Origin of the sequence: Pseudomonas sp. 5P_5.1_Bac1, from assembly GCF_025466015.1 — a bacterium.
Classification (GTDB): Bacteria; Pseudomonadota; Gammaproteobacteria; order Pseudomonadales; family Pseudomonadaceae; genus Aquipseudomonas.
In genome coordinates, this window is the sequence record NZ_JANLNX010000007.1 from 105,559 (window position 1) to 121,522 (window position 15,964).

15 protein-coding genes are annotated in these 15,964 nt (G+C 64.8%); 11 read left to right on the forward strand and 4 right to left on the reverse strand.

The window, feature by feature from the left end:
- The first annotated feature begins 2 nt into the window (after window positions 1-2).
- On the forward strand, window positions 3-752 hold the full coding sequence (locus tag NTD82_RS01575; RefSeq protein ID WP_262127516.1) for a FadR/GntR family transcriptional regulator: 750 nt from the start codon (window positions 3-5) through the stop codon (window positions 750-752).
- A gap of 39 nt (window positions 753-791) precedes the next feature.
- Here the strand turns inward: NTD82_RS01575 and NTD82_RS01580 are convergent, their stop codons facing one another.
- The 4 genes from NTD82_RS01580 to NTD82_RS01595 are packed head-to-tail and all read right to left on the reverse strand — an operon-like array spanning window position 792 to window position 4,179.
- Window positions 792-1,706: an aldose 1-epimerase gene (locus tag NTD82_RS01580; protein ID WP_262127517.1), complete on the reverse strand. Its 915-nt coding sequence runs from the start codon at window positions 1,704-1,706 to the stop codon at window positions 792-794.
- The gene (locus NTD82_RS01585; RefSeq protein ID WP_262127519.1) at window positions 1,699-2,577 is read right to left on the reverse strand and encodes an SMP-30/gluconolactonase/LRE family protein; all 879 of its coding nucleotides are present in this window, start codon (window positions 2,575-2,577) and stop codon (window positions 1,699-1,701) included. The genes NTD82_RS01580 and NTD82_RS01585 overlap by 8 nt, the downstream gene beginning before the upstream one ends.
- Window positions 2,578-2,589: 12 nt before the next feature.
- Window positions 2,590-3,399 carry an NAD-dependent epimerase/dehydratase family protein gene (locus NTD82_RS01590; RefSeq protein ID WP_262127520.1) on the reverse strand — a complete coding sequence of 270 codons (810 nt, stop codon included), beginning with the start codon at window positions 3,397-3,399 and terminating at the stop codon, window positions 2,590-2,592.
- A gap of 51 nt (window positions 3,400-3,450) precedes the next feature.
- Window positions 3,451-4,179, reverse strand: a complete 729-nt coding sequence (locus NTD82_RS01595; protein ID WP_095156892.1) for an oligogalacturonate-specific porin KdgM family protein — start codon at window positions 4,177-4,179, stop codon at window positions 3,451-3,453.
- A 357-nt stretch (window positions 4,180-4,536) separates the two neighbouring features.
- On the opposite strand from NTD82_RS01595, the gene NTD82_RS01600 reads away from it, so the two are divergent.
- From NTD82_RS01600 to NTD82_RS01645, 10 genes are all read left to right on the forward strand, one after another.
- On the forward strand, window positions 4,537-5,691 hold the full coding sequence (locus tag NTD82_RS01600) for a mandelate racemase family protein (protein WP_262127521.1): 1,155 nt from the start codon (window positions 4,537-4,539) through the stop codon (window positions 5,689-5,691).
- Between the two features lie 71 nt (window positions 5,692-5,762).
- Window positions 5,763-7,373 carry an ABC transporter substrate-binding protein gene (locus tag NTD82_RS01605; protein WP_262127522.1) on the forward strand — a complete coding sequence of 537 codons (1,611 nt, stop codon included), beginning with the start codon at window positions 5,763-5,765 and terminating at the stop codon, window positions 7,371-7,373.
- Between the two features lie 59 nt (window positions 7,374-7,432).
- Entirely contained in the window at window positions 7,433-8,470 is a 1,038-nt protein-coding gene (locus tag NTD82_RS01610) for an ABC transporter permease (RefSeq protein ID WP_262127524.1), read from the forward strand.
- Between the two features lie 44 nt (window positions 8,471-8,514).
- Complete coding sequence (locus NTD82_RS01615) at window positions 8,515-10,125, forward strand: ABC transporter substrate-binding protein (RefSeq protein WP_262127525.1); 1,611 nt, start codon at window positions 8,515-8,517, stop codon at window positions 10,123-10,125.
- Between the two features lie 34 nt (window positions 10,126-10,159).
- Complete coding sequence (locus NTD82_RS01620; protein WP_095156897.1) at window positions 10,160-11,074, forward strand: ABC transporter permease; 915 nt, start codon at window positions 10,160-10,162, stop codon at window positions 11,072-11,074.
- Between the two features lie 12 nt (window positions 11,075-11,086).
- Window positions 11,087-11,926 carry an ABC transporter ATP-binding protein gene (locus NTD82_RS01625; RefSeq protein ID WP_095156898.1) on the forward strand — a complete coding sequence of 280 codons (840 nt, stop codon included), beginning with the start codon at window positions 11,087-11,089 and terminating at the stop codon, window positions 11,924-11,926.
- A 10-nt stretch (window positions 11,927-11,936) separates the two neighbouring features.
- Window positions 11,937-12,713, forward strand: a complete 777-nt coding sequence (locus NTD82_RS01630) for an ABC transporter ATP-binding protein (RefSeq protein WP_095156899.1) — start codon at window positions 11,937-11,939, stop codon at window positions 12,711-12,713.
- Between the two features lie 24 nt (window positions 12,714-12,737).
- The gene (locus tag NTD82_RS01635) at window positions 12,738-13,106 is read left to right on the forward strand and encodes a 5-carboxymethyl-2-hydroxymuconate Delta-isomerase (RefSeq protein WP_262127527.1); all 369 of its coding nucleotides are present in this window, start codon (window positions 12,738-12,740) and stop codon (window positions 13,104-13,106) included.
- A gap of 39 nt (window positions 13,107-13,145) precedes the next feature.
- On the forward strand, window positions 13,146-14,945 hold the full coding sequence (locus NTD82_RS01640; protein WP_262127528.1) for a glycoside hydrolase family 28 protein: 1,800 nt from the start codon (window positions 13,146-13,148) through the stop codon (window positions 14,943-14,945).
- Between the two features lie 185 nt (window positions 14,946-15,130).
- Window positions 15,131-15,868, forward strand: a complete 738-nt coding sequence (locus NTD82_RS01645) for a FadR/GntR family transcriptional regulator (protein ID WP_177454438.1) — start codon at window positions 15,131-15,133, stop codon at window positions 15,866-15,868.
- Window positions 15,869-15,964: the final 96 nt, after the last annotated feature.

Below are 15,964 nucleotides of genomic sequence, written 5' to 3' on the forward strand. Positions count from 1 at the left end.
CGATGAATAACAACAGCACCTTCTCGCAACCCTTGCGCAAACGCCGCAGCCTGGCCGAAGAGCTGGTGGCTGCCCTCACCGGGCAGATCCGCGACGGCCTGCTCAAGCCGGGCGAGAAGTTGCCGACCGAAGCGCAGGTCATGGAGCAGTTCGGCGTCAGTCGCACCGTGGTGCGCGAGGCGATTTCCCGCTTGCAGGCCGCCGGCCAGGTGGAAACCCGCCACGGCATCGGCACCTTTGTGCTGGAGCCGCCGAGTTCGGGCCTGTTCAACACCCCGAGCGACACGGTGATGACCCTGGCCGATGTGCTGGCGGTCATGGAATTCCGGATCAGCCTGGAAGTGGAATCCGCGGCCCTGGCGGCGCAGCGCCGCACTGGCGAACAGCTTGCCAGCCTGCGCGAAGCGCTGGATACGCTCAACGGGCTGATGGCCAGCGGCAGCGATTCGGCTGGCGCCGATTTCGCCTTCCACCTGTTGATTGCCGAGGCGACCGGCAACCGCTACTTCACCGATATCCTCGGCCACCTGGGAACCAAGGTGATTCCGCGGACCCGCCTCAGCACCCGCACTTATGCCCGTGCCGACGACCAGCGCCAGTACCTGGAACGCCTGGAGCGCGAGCATGAGCAGATTTACAGCGCCATCGCCTCGCAGGATTCGGAGTCGGCCCGCGCGGCGATGCGTCTGCACCTGGGTAACAGCCGCGAGCATCTGCGCCAGGCGTATGAGAAGGCTCAGGCGCAGGGTTGATCTGCTTTGGGTTCTTCGCGAGCAAGCTCGCTCCTACACCTATACGGCGCAACTCGTTCTGTAGGAGCGAGCTTGCTCGCGAAGGGGCACTGACCGATAAGCCATCCGCCAGCGCCCGCTGACCGACTGCCCCGCCTGCAACAGCACCAGCCCCGGTCGTCCCGGCAGGTGATGAGCATTGACCGGATGACTCACCGGCTCGAAGCAGAAGAACGGCTGCCCCGGCGGGCAATACAGCAGGTAGTGATCGAAACCCTCGGCCTGGCAGTCGAGCCAGTAGCCCGCGTCGGCTTGCAGGATCCGGCAGTGGCCGTCCCATCCGGTAAAGCAGTGATCGACTTTCCCCGCCGGCAGCTCCGCCGCGTTCTCCAGATTCCATTCCTCCGGCACCGCGCGGTGTTCTGTGGATAACTGCTGCCCGTCGCACAACCACACACCAGCGGCCCGCGCCTGGACCTGGGTGGCCGCCGTGCGCGGGAAGAACGGGTGGAAACCCAGCCCATGCCACAGCGGGCGCGGGTCGAGGTGGGTGACTTTCAGTTCCAGAGTCAGGCAGCCGTCGGCCAGATGAATGCGCTGCTCGGCGCGGTAGGCGAAGGGCGTCGCGCTTTCCAGGCGCAGCAGCACCGTGTCGGCGCTGTGCGCGAGGATTTCCCACGGCTGTTGCCAGGCGCTGCCGTGCACCGCCAGCGGCGAGTCGGGCGTATTAGGCGGCAGTTCGAACCAGCCGTCGGGCGCTTCGAAACCACCACCGGCAATGCGGTTGGACCAGGGCACCAACGGGAAGCTGGCCTGCTGCCGCGCCGTCAGTGGCCGTGCCTGCAAATTGCCCGGACGCAGCAGCGGCTGGCTGTCGGCGCGGCGGCGCCAGTCCACCAGGCTACCGCCCAGCCCTGGCGCCAACAGCAGGCGGGTGAGCCGGTCTTCCAGTACCAGCAGTTCCGGCTCAGCCATTGAACGACGGCTCTTCCAGGCCCTTCACCCCGACGTTCAGGGCGAACAGGCCGCCTGCCAACGGCTGGTCGCCGAGGTCCACGCCTTGCGGTCGGATCGAGGTGACGAACAGGGTGTCCAGGCCCGGACCACCGAAGGCGCACATCGCCGGTTTCTTCACCGGCAGCGGCAGGCTGCGGTCGAGCTTGCCCTCGGGGGTGAAGCGCAGCACCAGACCGGCGTCGTTGGCGCAGGTCCAGTAGCAGCCGTCGGCGTCCACCGCGGCGCCGTCCGGGCGACCGGGATGGGCGTTCATGTCGACGAAGACCCGACGGTTGTGGGCGGTGCCGCTGTCGGTGTCGTAATCGAAGGCCCAGATCAATTGCACGCTGGCGTGGGAATCGGACAGGTACATGGTCTTGCCGTCGGGGCTGAAGGCCAGGCCGTTGGGCACCAGCAGACCGTCCAGTTGCGGCACCAGGCCGTCGCGGGTGGTGTAGCGGTAGAGTTTGCCCACCGCTTCGCTGCCCATGTTCATCTGCATGGTGCCGGCCCAGAAGCGGCCTTGGCGGTCGCAGCGCCCGTCGTTGAAGCGCATCCCGGTGCGGGCGTGGTCGACCTCGGCCACCGATTCGCCGAGCAGCCGACCGTGGTCATCGGCGCGCAGGCGGAACAGACCGCTTTCCCGCGCCGCCAGCCAACTGCCGTTGGCGAGTGGTGCGACGCAGCCAAGCATTTCGTCGCCCTGCCAACTGTCCAGTGCGCCGTCGAGGCGCCAGCGCTGCAGGCAGCCGCTGGGGATATCGACCCAATACAGCGCCTGCTCGCTGGCGACCCACACCGGGCTTTCACCCACGCCGTTGCGCGCATCGACAATCAATTCAGCAGTCATGGTCATGCTCCCTCACTCGAACGGGCCGGCGGCGGTAAACGCGCCGCCCTGATAGCGGGCTTCCGGCGAGTCGGCGGCGGGTTTTGGCTGGGCTTCCATCTGTGGCCGGAAGCGCTCGGAGCTGTCTTTCGGCACGAAGTCCAGGTGCGCGGCGTAGCGGTTGTCCCACCAGGTGTCGCGGTTGGCGGATACGCCGTAGACCACGGTGTGGCCGACTTCGGCGCTGAGCAGCGCGCGTTCCACCAGATGCCCGAGGTCCGAATAACTCAGCCAGGTGCTGAGCATGCGCAGGTTGCGCGGTTCAGGGAACGACGAGCCGATACGCAGGCTGACCGTCTCGATGCCATAGCGATGGAAATAGAAAGTCGCCAGGTCTTCGCCATAGGACTTGGACAAGCCGTAGTAACCGTCCGGGCGGCGCTCGGAGCGGGCGTCGAGGCGGTCCTGCGGCGAGTGGAAGCCGGTGACGTGGTTGGAGCTGGCGAACACCACCCGGCGGATGCCGTGGATGCGCGCGGCTTCATAGATGTGGAAGGTGCCGCGGATGTTGGCCTCGAGAATCTCCTCGAACGGCCGCTCCACGGACACACCGCCCAGGTGCACGATGGCATCGACGCCTTCTACCAGGGCCAGCACGCCGGCCTTGTCGGCCAGGTCGCAGGGACGCACTTCTTCATGGCTGCCTTCGGCCGCGGCCATGGCACTGATATCGGAAAGACGAACGACCTCGGCGTGGGCCTGCAGGCTCTGCCGCAGCACCTGGCCGAGGCCGCCGGCCGCGCCGGTGAGGAGGATGCGCTTGAAGGGTTTGCTCGCTGTCATGGGATTCCTCGAAAGGCAGGGAAGGGGGGAGGCCGCTCGCGCGGCCTTGGCTTACATGAAGTTGTACTGGATGCCCAGGCGCCAGCGGGCCTGGCGGTCATCGGTGGTGGAGTTGACCTTGATATCACCGATTTCCATGAACGGCTGCCATTGCTTGGTCAGCTTGTACTTGATGATCAGGTTCTGCTCGTAGTCGCTCTTCTTGTCGTCGTAGCGGATGTAGTCCGTCAGGAAGTGGATGTACTGGTACTCGTAGGCCAGTTTGCTGCCGGTCGGCGTGTAGCCCAGCCAGCCTTCGAAACGGTTGGTGTTCTGGTTGTTCTTGCCGCGGTCGTCCACGTCCTCGTTGATCTGGTCGCGATCCAGGCGCTTGGCGTCATAGCGGTAGCGGGCGGCGACGTACCACTGATCGTCGATCTTGTAGTTGTACTTCAGGCCGAACTTGTAGGTGGTGCTGTCCTTGGAACTGTCCATCTGAAAGGCAGGGGTCAGCGTGGACTTGGGGCTGAGCTTGTAGTTGTAGCTGACGGTCAACTCGTGGCCGTTGTTGATGATGTTGTCGTAGGCAACATCTTTGCGGTCGCCGGCGGTGCGGTACTTGATCTCGGCTTCGAAACCCAGGCCGCTGTCCATGCGATAGCCGAGCTTGACCCGGTCGGCGTGTTGGCGGTCGTCGTCGGTGTACTGGTGGCGGTAGTTGATGCTGGCGGAGTCGGCGTAGGCGTTGATCGACAGGGCGAGGGTGGTCAACGCAATAAACAAGCTGTGAGTGGTTTTCATGCGATCTACTTTTTTGTTTTTGTTGGGTAGGGGCGATGTTTGGCAGTTCAGGGTGGTAAACGGCGCGGGGTCCTCAGTAGTTGTTGGAATATACGTTATCGTACAACAACGACGACTGTCTATGGTCACCAGCACCAAGGTCGTATGTTTTTTTCATGTTATTGAAACATAAAGAAATTTACTTTCTTTACAGTCACAAAAATGCTGTTTCGGCCAGGTTTTGAAGGGGAATCAGCAGGTTAAAAGGAGGCGAAAAGGGGACGACATTGAGGGGTTGCAATTGTTATACGATGACGTATGATCGGCCTCACAACGTTACTCCAGACACAATTCCAAGAAGAAAGGCATACGACGTCCATGAGAATTACATCAGTCAATGTGCAGGTTTTTTCCTACCCGACCCGCCGCTCGGTAGACAGCGCCGGGCATGCCCACCCGGGTGATGTCACCCAGGCCCGCATGGCCCTGCTGCGTATCCGTACCGAAGACGGCACCGAGGGCTACGCCTTTGGCCCTCCCGAGTTGCTGCGTCCTTATCTGCTTGATGGTTTCGTGCGCAAAGTGCTGGTCGGGCAGAACGCCTTCGACCGCGAACGCCTCTGGCAAGACCTGGCCCACTGGCAGCGCGGCAGCGCCAGTCAGTTGACCGACCGTTCCCTGGCGTTGGTGGAGCAGGCGCTGTGGGACTGGGCCGGGCGCAAGCTGAATATCCCGGTGCACAAGCTGGCCGGTGGTTTCCGCGACAAGGTCCCGGCCTACGGTTCGACCATGTGCGGTGACGAACTCGAAGGCGGCCTGGCGACCCCGGACGACTACGGCCGCTTCGCCGAAACCCTGGTCAAGCGCGGCTACAAGGCGATCAAACTGCACACCTGGATGCCGCCGGTGTCCTTCGCGCCAAGCCCGCGCATCGACGTCAAGGCCTGCGCCGCCGTGCGTGAAGCGGTCGGCCCGGACATCGCGCTGATGCTCGACGGCTACCACTGGTACAACCGCACTGACGCGCTGTATATCGGTCGCGAGCTGGAGAAGCTCAACTTCGCCTGGTTCGAAGAACCGATGATGGAAGAGTCCGCCGAGTCCTATGCCTGGCTCGCGGCCAACCTGGACATCCCGGTGCTCGGCCCGGAAACCCTCGCCGGCAAATACATGAGCCGCGCCAGTTGGGTGAAGAACGACGTCTGCGACATCCTCCGTGCCGGCGTCGCCGGGGTCGGCGGCATCGGCGCCTGTCTGAAAGTGGCGCACCTGGCCGAATCCTTCGGCATGGATTGCGAAGTCCACGGCAACGGCGCGGCCAACCTGGCAGTGGTCGGCGCGATCAAGAACTGCACCTGGTACGAGCGCGGCCTGCTGCACCCGTTCCTCGACTACGACGAGGTGCCTGCCTACCTCAATCGCCTGGTCGACCCGATGGACAACGACGGCTTCGTCCACCTGTCCGACCTGCCTGGCCTGGGCGAGGACATCAACTTCGACTACATCGAGACCCACACCCTGCAGCAGTACTGACCTGTGCCCGCGGCACGGCCTCGATGCCGTGCCGTTCGAGATGCGAATAACTACAACAAAGGTCTTCTCACATGCGTCGATTTCCACTCCTGTTTGCCGGGCTGTTCGCTGCGTCGTTGACGCTGGCGCCCCTCACCACCGTCCACGCGAAAACCCCCGCCGACCAACTGATCGTCGGCATGAGCATGATCAACCTGCTGTCCCTCGATCCGGCCGCCGCCACTGGGCTGGACGTCTCGGAGGTCAACGCCAACCTCTACGACATGCTGCTGGTGCAGGACGTCAAACAACCCGATCAACTGGTTCCGGCCCTCGCCGAGAGCTGGCAGGTCAGCGATGACCGCCGCACGATTACCTTCAAGCTGCGGGACGGGGTCAAGTTCCAGTCCGGCAATTCGCTGAGCGCCGACGATGTCGCCTGGTCGCTGCAGCGTGTGCTCAAGCTCAACCTGGCCCTGGCCTCGACCTGGAAGGCCTACGGCTTCAGCGCCGAGAACGCCGAGCGCAGCCTGCGCGCGGATGGTCCGAATACCTTCGTCGTCGAGTTGCAGCGGCCGACCGACCCGCAACTGGTGCTCAACACCCTCGCCACCTCGCCGAGCGCCTTCATCCTTGATCGCCAGGCCGTGCTCAAGCACGAGAAGAACGGTGACCTGGGCGCCGCCTGGCTGACCACCCACGCCGCCGGCAGCGGCCCGTTCATCCTCAATGACTGGCGCGCCAACGACGTGATCCTGATGACCCGTTTCGACGGTTACTGGGATGGCCCGGCCAAGCTCAAGCGCATCGTCATGCGCAACATGACCGAGTCGCAGTCGCTGCGCCTGATGGTCGCCCGCGGTGACCTCGACCTGGCCAAAGGCATGGCCGCGCCAGACATCGAAGCGCTGTCCCATGACGACAAGGTCCGCGCCCAGACCGTACAGCGCGGCACCCTCTACTACGTTGCGCTGAGCGTGAAATCCAAGCCGTTCGAAGACGCCCGGGTGCGCAAGGCGGTGCGTTCGCTGATCGACTATCAAGGCATCAACCAGACCGTCATGCCGCACTACGGCCAGCTCAACCAGCGTCCGTTGCCGCTGGGTCTGGAAGCGCGCCTGGACGATCCGGGCTACACCCTGAACGTCGCCGAGGCGAAAAAACTGCTCGCCGAGGCCGGCTACCCCAACGGCTTCAAAACCACCATCCGCGTGCTCACCGAGCCGCCCTTCATCAACATCGCTTCCAGCTTGCAGGCGACCCTCGCCCAGGCTGGCATTCAGGCCAGCATCATCACCGGCACCGGCAACCAGATCTACGGCGCCATGCGTGAACGCAGCTTCGACATCCTCGTCGGGCGTGGTGGTGGCGGGGCCGAGCGTCATCCGCATTCGAGCCTGCGCACCCTGGTGTACAACCCGGACAACCGCGACGAAGCCCGCCTGAGCAACTTCCAGGGCTGGCGCACCTCGTTCTTCAGCCCCGAGCTGAACAGCCTGATCGAGACCGCCGAAGTCGAGCCGGACCACGCTAAGCAACTGGCCCAGTACCAGCAGATCCAGCAGCGCCTGGACGAGCAGGTCGGCGCGATCCTGCCGGTGTCGCAGATGACCGACACGGTAGTCCTGTACCACGACGTGCAGAACTACCAAGGTCATACCGCCGCCACCACCCGATACAAAGACGTCTACAAGGCGCGCTGATCCGGCCGGGCCGCGAGGCCCGCGCCAGCGCCTGAGCGATCACTCTTCTGGAGCCCGTTATGTTCGTTTCGACTGCCTCCGTGCTGGGCACCCGCGTGTCCGGCACCGCCCGCCGGGCCAGTACGGTCCTCGTGACTTTGCTGGGCCTGCTGGCCATGACTTTCTTCATTGGCCGGGTAATGCCGCTGGACCCCGTGCTGGCGGTCGTCGGCCCGGACGCCGACAGCTCCACCTACGAACAGGTGTACCGCGCGATGGGCCTGGACAAGCCGATCTGGACCCAGTTCGGCCTGTACCTCAATGACCTGCTCCACGGCGATTTCGGCAACGCGCTGCTGACCGGCCACCCGGTGCTGGATGACATTCGCCGGGTGTTCCCGGCGACCATCGAACTGGCCACCCTGGCGATTCTGTTTGGCGTGGTGATCGGCCTGCCGCTGGGTGTTTTCGCCGCCAGCAACCAGGGTCGCTGGGGCGACCATGTGGCGCGGATGATCACCCTGTTCGGTTACTCAACGCCGATCTTCTGGCTCGGCATGATGGGCCTGCTGGTGTTCTACGCCATGCTCGGCTGGGCCGGCGGGGCAGGGCGCATCGACCTCGCCTACGACGGTCTGGTCCCGGAAACCACCGGCTTGTTGTTGATCGACAGCGCCCTGGCCGGCGACTGGGAAGCCTTCAGCAGCGCGCTGCGGCACATCGTCCTGCCGGCGCTGATCCTCGGCCTGAACTCGGTGGCCTACATCAGCCGCATGACCCGCAGCTTCATGCTCGAACAGCTCTCGCAGGAATACATCATCACCGCCCGGGTCAAGGGCCTGTCGCGCCGCCAGCTGGTGTGGAACCACGCCTTTCGCAACATCCTCGTGCAACTGCTGACCGTCGTGGCACTGGCCTACGGCTCGCTGCTGGAAGGCGCGGTGCTGATCGAGACGGTGTTCGCCTGGCCCGGCTTCGGCCAGTACCTGACCAGCAGCCTGATGCTCGGCGACATGAATGCGGTGATGGGGTGCGTGCTGATCATCGGCCTGATCTTCGTCGCCCTGAACCTGATCAGCGACGGGCTGTACAAGGTCTTCGACCCACGGACCCGGTGAATACCCGCAGCCCTGTCAACAACTACAAGAAAAAGGACGCCCACATGAACCCGATCACCACCGCACTGCGCCTCAGCCTGTTCGGCGCCATTCTTGCCCTGGCGCCAGTCACCGCCGTGCAGGCCAAGACCCCGGCCGACCAACTGATCGTCGGCATGAGCCTGGTCAACCTGTTCTCCATCGACCCGGCCAACGCCCCCGGCCTGGACGCTTCCGGGGTCAATGCCAACCTCTACGACACCCTGGTCAAGCGCGACAACGGCAACCCCGAACAGCACCTGCCGCAACTGGCGAAAAGCTGGAGCGTCAGCGAAGACGGCAAGCAGATCACCTTCACCTTGCGCGACGACGTCAGGTTCCACTCCGGCAATCCGCTGACCGCCGACGACGTGGCCTGGTCGCTGTACCGGGTGATGAAGCTCAACTACGGCCTGGCCACCACCTGGAAGGCCTACGGCTACAGCGTCGACAACATCCAGTCGCTGATCCGCGCCAGTGATGCCCACACCCTGGTCATCGACCTGCCGCAGCCCACCGATCCGCTGCTGCTGATCGACTCGCTGGCGACCTCGCCGAGCGCCGTGGTGGTGGACCGCCAGACCGCGCTCAAACACGAGAAAAACGGCGACCTCGGCGCCAACTGGCTGGTGACCAACGAGGCCGGCAGCGGCCCGTTCACCCTGACCCGCTGGAACGCCAACGACTCGCTGCTGATGACCCGCTTCGACGGCTACTGGGGCGGCCCGGCCAAGCTCAAGCGCGTGGTGGTGCGGCACATGACCGAATCGCAATCGCTGCGCCTGATGCTCGAACGCGGCGACCTCGACCTGGCCTACGGCATGGCCGCGCCGGACATCAAGGCCATCGACGGCCGCGACACCCTGCAAGTGCAGTCGCTGCAACGCGGCACCATGTACTACGTCGCGCTGAGCATGAAACAGCCGCAATTCGCCGACCCGAAAGTGCGTGAAGCGGTGCGCAACCTGATCGACTACCAAGGCCTCGACCGCCAGGTGATGCCGTACTACGGCAAGCTCAACCAGCAGCCGATGCAACTGGGCCTGGCCGCGCGCCTGCCGGACCCGGGCTACGCGATGAACGTGGCCAAGGCCAAGACACTGCTCGCCGAAGCCGGTTACCCGCAGGGCTTCAGCACCACCATCCGCACCCTGTCCGAGCCGCCGTTCACCGACATCGCCGCGCGCTTGCAAGCGACCCTCGCCGAAGGCGGGATCAAGGCCAGCATCGTCAGCGGCACCGGCAACCAGGTGTACGGCGCCATGCGTGCGCGCAACTTCGACATCATCGTCGCCCGCGGCGCCGAGCGTTACCCGCACCCGTACTTCAGCCTGCGCACCTTCGCCTACAACCCGAACAACAGCGACGACGCCGGCCTCCCCAACTTCCAGGGCTGGCGCGCCTCGTTCTTCAGCCCGCAACTCAACACCCTGATCGACCAGGCCGGCGTCGAACGCGACAGCGGCAAGCGCGTGGCGCTATATCACCAGGCGCAGTCGCTGTACGACCAGCAGGTGGGGCCGATCATGATGATTTCGCAGATGACCGACACCGTGGTCAGCAGCGCCGAGATCAAGGGTTTCAGCGGCGATGACGCCGAAGCGACCCGTTACCTGGGCGTCTACAAGCAGCGCTGATCGCGCGTCCGTTTTTTCAATCGAGAACATGCCGATGATTGCCAACATGTCTTCTTCCGAAACCCGCGTCAAAGCGCAGCCGGACAGCCCCGGCTCGAGCCTCGATGCCTTCTACAAGAGCAGCCTGCGGGTGCTGCGCCATCTGCTGCGCAACCCCATGACCCTGATCGGCCTGATGGTCGCGCTGTTGCTGGTGGTAGTGGCGTTGTTCGCGCCGCTGATCGCCACCCACGACCCGGTGGTGCAGAACCTCGCCAACGCCCTCAAAGCACCGAGTGCGGAGCACTGGTTCGGCACCGACGAATACGGCCGCGACATCTTCAGCCGGCTGGTCTACGGCTCGCGCATCACCCTGTACATCATCGGTCTGGTGACGGTGATCGTCGGCCCGATCGGCCTGTTCATCGGCACCGTCTCCGGCTACTTCGGCGGCGTGGTGGACACGGTATTCATGCGCCTCACCGACATCTTCATTTCCTTCCCCAGTCTGGTGCTCGCCCTGGCCTTCATCGCCGCCCTCGGCCCTGGCCTGGAGCATGCGGTGGTCGCCATCGCGCTGACCTCGTGGCCGCCGATCGCCCGCCTGGCGCGGGCGGAAACCCTGTCGCTACGCAAGGCCGACTTCGTCGTCGCGGTGCAACTGCAAGGCGCCTCGGCCAGCCGCATCATCCTCAAGCACATCGTGCCGATGTGCCTGTCCTCGGTGATTATCCGCCTGACCATGAACATGGCCGGGATCATCCTCACCGCCGCCGCCCTCGGCTTCCTCGGCCTGGGTGCGCAGGCACCGTTGCCGGAGTGGGGCGCGATGATTTCCACCGGCCGGCGCTACATGCTCGAGTGCTGGTGGCTGGTGGCAGTACCGGGCGCGGCGATCATGCTCGTCAGCCTGGCGTTCAACCTGCTGGGCGACGGCCTGCGGGACATTCTCGATCCGCGCAGCGAGTAACCGGAGGCCGCTATGTCTGATATCAAACTCAAGGTGGACGGGCTCAATGTCCGCTTCGTCAACGGCAAGAAAGAAACCCACGCGGTGCGCGATGTGTCGTTCACCCTGGGGCGGGAAAAACTGGCCATCGTCGGTGAGTCCGGCTCGGGCAAATCGACAGTCGGGCGCAGCCTGCTGAAGCTGCATCCGGCCAGCGCGAAGATCACCGCGAAGACCCTGCAGTTCGGCGACCTGGACCTGCTCTCGGCCAGCGAAAAAGCCATGCAGCAAGTCCGCGGGCAGCGCATGTCGATGATCATGCAGGACCCGAAATACTCGCTGAATCCGGTGGTGAAAGTCGGCGAGCAGATCGCCGAAGCCTACCTCGCGCACCACAAGGCCAGCCGCGCGGAAGCCCGCGAACGGGTCATGGAAATGCTCGAAAAGGTCCATATCCGCGACCCCAAGCGGGTCTACAACCTGTACCCGCACGAAGTCTCCGGCGGCATGGGCCAGCGCATCATGATCGCCATGATGGTCATCACCCGGCCCGAAGTGCTGATCGCCGACGAGCCGACCTCGGCCCTCGACGTCTCGGTGCGCCAGCAGGTGCTCAGCGTGCTGGAGGAACTGGTGGAGCAGCAGGAACTGGGGCTGATCTTCGTCAGCCACGACCTCAACCTGGTGCGCAACTACTGCGACCGGGTGCTGGTGATGTATGCCGGGCGGGTAGTGGAGTCCCTGGCCGCCTGTGACCTGCACCGCGCCGAACACCCCTATACCCGTGGCCTGCTGGCGGCGCTGCCGAGCATGGACAACCGCCGCGAGCGGCTGCCCGTGCTGCAACGCGACCCCCGCTGGCTGACCTGCTGAGGAACCCGTCATGTCCATGATCCAAGCACACGCGCTGAACCTGAGCTTCGGCAGCGGCCCGAGCCTCAACCAGGTGCTGCACGACGTCGAACTGAGCGTCGCCGACGGCGAATCCTTCGGCCTGGTGGGCGAGTCCGGCTCGGGCAAGACCACCGTCCTGCGCTGCCTGGCCGGGCAGTACCGGCACTGGAGCGGCGAGCTGAGCATCGCCGGCGTGGCCTTGCAGCACAAGATTCCCAAGGAGCATTACCGGCTGGTGCAGATGGTCTTCCAGGACCCCTACGGTTCGCTGCACCCGCGCCACACCATCGACTCGGCGCTGCGCGAGCCGCTGGTGATCCACGGCATCGGCGACCGTGACGACCGCATCAACGACATCCTGCTCAAGGTCGGTCTCAACGACAGCTTCCGCTACCGCTACCCGCACCAGCTTTCCGGCGGCCAGCGCCAGCGCGTCGCCATCGCCCGGGCGCTGATCCTTGAACCCCGCGTGCTGCTGCTGGACGAGCCGACCTCGGCGCTGGACGTCTCGGTGCAGGCGGAGATCCTCAACCTGCTGGCCGACCTGCGCCAGCGCGAGAAACTCACCTACCTGATGGTCACCCACGACCTCGGCGTGGTCAGCCACCTGTGCGACAAGGTCGCGGTGATGCAGCAGGGACGTATCGTCGAACGCCTCGACAGCCAGGCCCTTAGCCAGGACCTCGCCAGCCACGAGTACACCCGCATGCTGGTCCAGGCCAGCCGCGATTTCAGTCAGGACACCGCCCCCGCGCTGGCCGGCTGAGCCCGCGCCTTTCAAGGAAACGCCATGCCTCATTGTCAGATCGATTGCTCGCCGGGCGTGGCCCTGCGGGTCGGCGAACAGCGCCTGCTGGACGCCCTGCACGACGCCGTGGACGCCGATGGGCTGTTCGCCCCCGGCGATATCAAGCTGCGGCTCAATGCCCACGCGCATTACCGCTGTGGCGAGGGCCGCGAGGAGTTCGTTCACGTCACCCTGTACCTGCTCAGCGGGCGTGACGAGCAGCAGCGCCGCGCCCTGGCTTCGGCCTGCGTCGGTGTGCTGGTGGCGCTGCTGCCGGACGTGGCGGCGCTGTCGGTGGATGTACAGGAAATGCGCCGCGAGACCTTCGTCAACCGGCGCCAGTATCTCGAACAGCAACGCGCGCCGGCCTGAACCGGCGCGTCACGCCCTGGCAATTACAAGGACAAGAACATGCCACGACATCACGCACTGAAACGCTCCCTCGCCGCCCTCGTCGCCGTTGCCGCGAGCCTGCCGGCCTGGGCCCTGCAACCGCCGGGCAAGGTCCAGGTGCCGACCCTGGCCTACGACGAGCGCCAGATCATCCTGGTCTGGGAGAAGCCGGCGGAGTACCGCGACATCGTCGACTACCACGTCTACGCCAACGGCAAGCTGCTCGGCAGCGCCAACGCCAACAACGACCGGGTGTCGCCGGCCAAGCCGTACATCGACCGCTTCTACGAGCAGGACACCGCGGGCTTCCATCACCGCATCGGCATCCACAGCTTCACCGCCGACGACCTGACCGCAGACAGCGAATACCGCTTCACCGTGCGTGCCGTGGGCAGCGACGGCAAGGAGTCGGCGGACAGCCCGGTGCTGGTGCAACGCACCACGCCGCTGCCCGCGGTCTTCGATGTGCGCCGCTACGGCGCCAAGGGCGATGGCCAGAGCCTCGACACCCAGGCCCTGCAAACCGCCATCGACGCCTGCACCACGGGCTGCAAGGTGCTGCTGCCGGCCGGCACCTACAAGAGCGGCGCGCTGTACCTGAAGAGCAACATGACCCTGGAGCTGGCCGAAGGCGCGACCTTGCTCGGTTCCGAGCGGGCGGAGGACTATCCGCTGGCCGGCTACATCCAGTACCCGTATTCCAGCACCGTGCGCCCGGCGTCCTTGCTCAACGCCTTGCCCCGCGACCCGAACCAGCACCAGGCATTCGAGAACATCCGCATTACCGGCAAAGGCACCCTTGACGGCAACGGCTGGAAACGCCAGGCCGACACCCTCGACCAACGCGGGCAGGCGCTGCCCAACTACCAGGCCAGCGACAACACCCGCTACATGACCGACGGCATCCTCGCCAAGACCCAGGTGGAACAGGCGGTGGCCCGCGGCATGCCGGTCAAGGACGCCTACGGGCAGATGCGCTCGTCGCTGATCACCCTGCGCAATGTGAAGAACGTCTTCTACGGCGGCTTCACCGTTCGCAACCCGGCGTTCCACGGGATCATGAACCTGGAGACCGAGAACGTGGTGCTGGCCAACACCCGCCACCTGACCTACGACGCCAACAACGGCGACGGCATCGAGTTCGCCAACAGCCGCGGTGCCATGGTCTTCAATAACTTCTTCGACACCGGCGACGACTGCGTGAACTTCGCCGCCGGCACTGGCGCCGACGCGGTGAAGCAGAAGCCTCAGGAAGATGCGTGGATCTTCAACAACTACTTCCGTCGCGGTCACGGCATGGTGGTCGCCGGCAGCCATACCGGCGCCTGGATCCAGAACATCCTCGCCGAGGACAACGTCTCCGACGGCACCGATGTCGGCCTGCGCATGAAGAGCACCAACTTCATGGGCGGCGGCGCGCGCAACGTGGTGTTCCGCGACTCGGCGATCCGCAACAGCGTCAAGCAGGGCTTTATCTTCACCCTCGACTACAACGACCCCAACGCCAAGCTCGACTACCGCCGCTCGACCGTGCCGGGGCAGTTCCGTGATGTGCGGGTCAGCGATGTGACGGTGGAAAACGCCGGCGCCGCGGCGATCGAGGTCAAGGGCGACGGCAACCTGAATGCCTGGCACCAGGGCCTGAGCTTCGAGCGCGTGCGCTTCAGTGGCTCCGCAGTGGCGAAGATCGACGGTCTCAAGGACTCGCGTTTCGACAGCGTGAGCTTTATCGGCCATGGCAGTGGCAACCCTTGGCAACTGGGCAAGGCCGAAGGGCTGGAATTCAGCCAGGTCGAGCCGGCGCCTGAACCGCGCTGAGCGTCAACGGTCTCAAGTACAGGCCGTGCGATTGACCTCGCACGGCCGTTTTTCGTCAGCGTCGCCCGTAGTTGTCACACCTTGTGCGACCTTATGGCACAGAGTCTGGCCGGTATAATGCCTGTTATCGTACAACCTCATGGGCTATGATGCGCCTCATGGATTTTTCGAGATCACACTTCCCTATGCAAACACCTCCTCGCGCGCGCAAGCGTCGCAATCTGGCCGAGGAACTGGTGCTGGTGCTCACCGAGCGGATTCGCCAGGGCCAGCTCAAACGCGGCGACAAGCTGCCCACCGAATCGGAAATCATGGAGGAGCAGGGCATCAGCCGCACCGTGGTGCGCGAGGCCATCTCCCGACTGCAAGCGGCCGGCCAGGTGGAAACCCGGCATGGCATCGGCACCTTCGTTCTCGACACACCGAGCCCGAGCGGCTTTCGCATCGACCCGGCGACCATCGTCACCCTGCGTGAAGTACTGTCGGTACTGGAACTGCGGATCAGCCTGGAAACCGAATCCGCCGGCCTGGCCGCGGGCCGGCGCAGCGACGAGCAATTGCGCGGCATGCGCGAGGCCCTGGATGCGATCGCCGCCAGCGTGGCGCAGTCCAGCGACGCGGTGGGGGCGGACTTCCAGTTCCACCTGCAGATTGCCCAGGCCACCGGCAACCGCTACTTCACCGACATCCTCACCCACCTGGGCACCCGCATCATCCCGCGCACGCGGCTGAACTCGGCGCGGCTGGCCCATGACGAGCAGTCGCATTACCTGAGTCGATTGAGTCATGAGCACGAGGCGATCTACGAAGCGATCGCCCGGCAGGATGCGGAAGGCGCGCGGGCGGCGATGCGCTTGCACTTGACCAACAGCCGCGAGCGGTTGCGGCGGGCGCATGAAGAGGCGGAAGCGCAGGGGGCCTGAGTCGGTCCCAAGCTGCATTTCGGGTTGTGGCATCTGAACTGGCGAGTATGAAGCTCAACAGCAAATCGGTGACCCACAAGGGCTGCGCACCGCGAA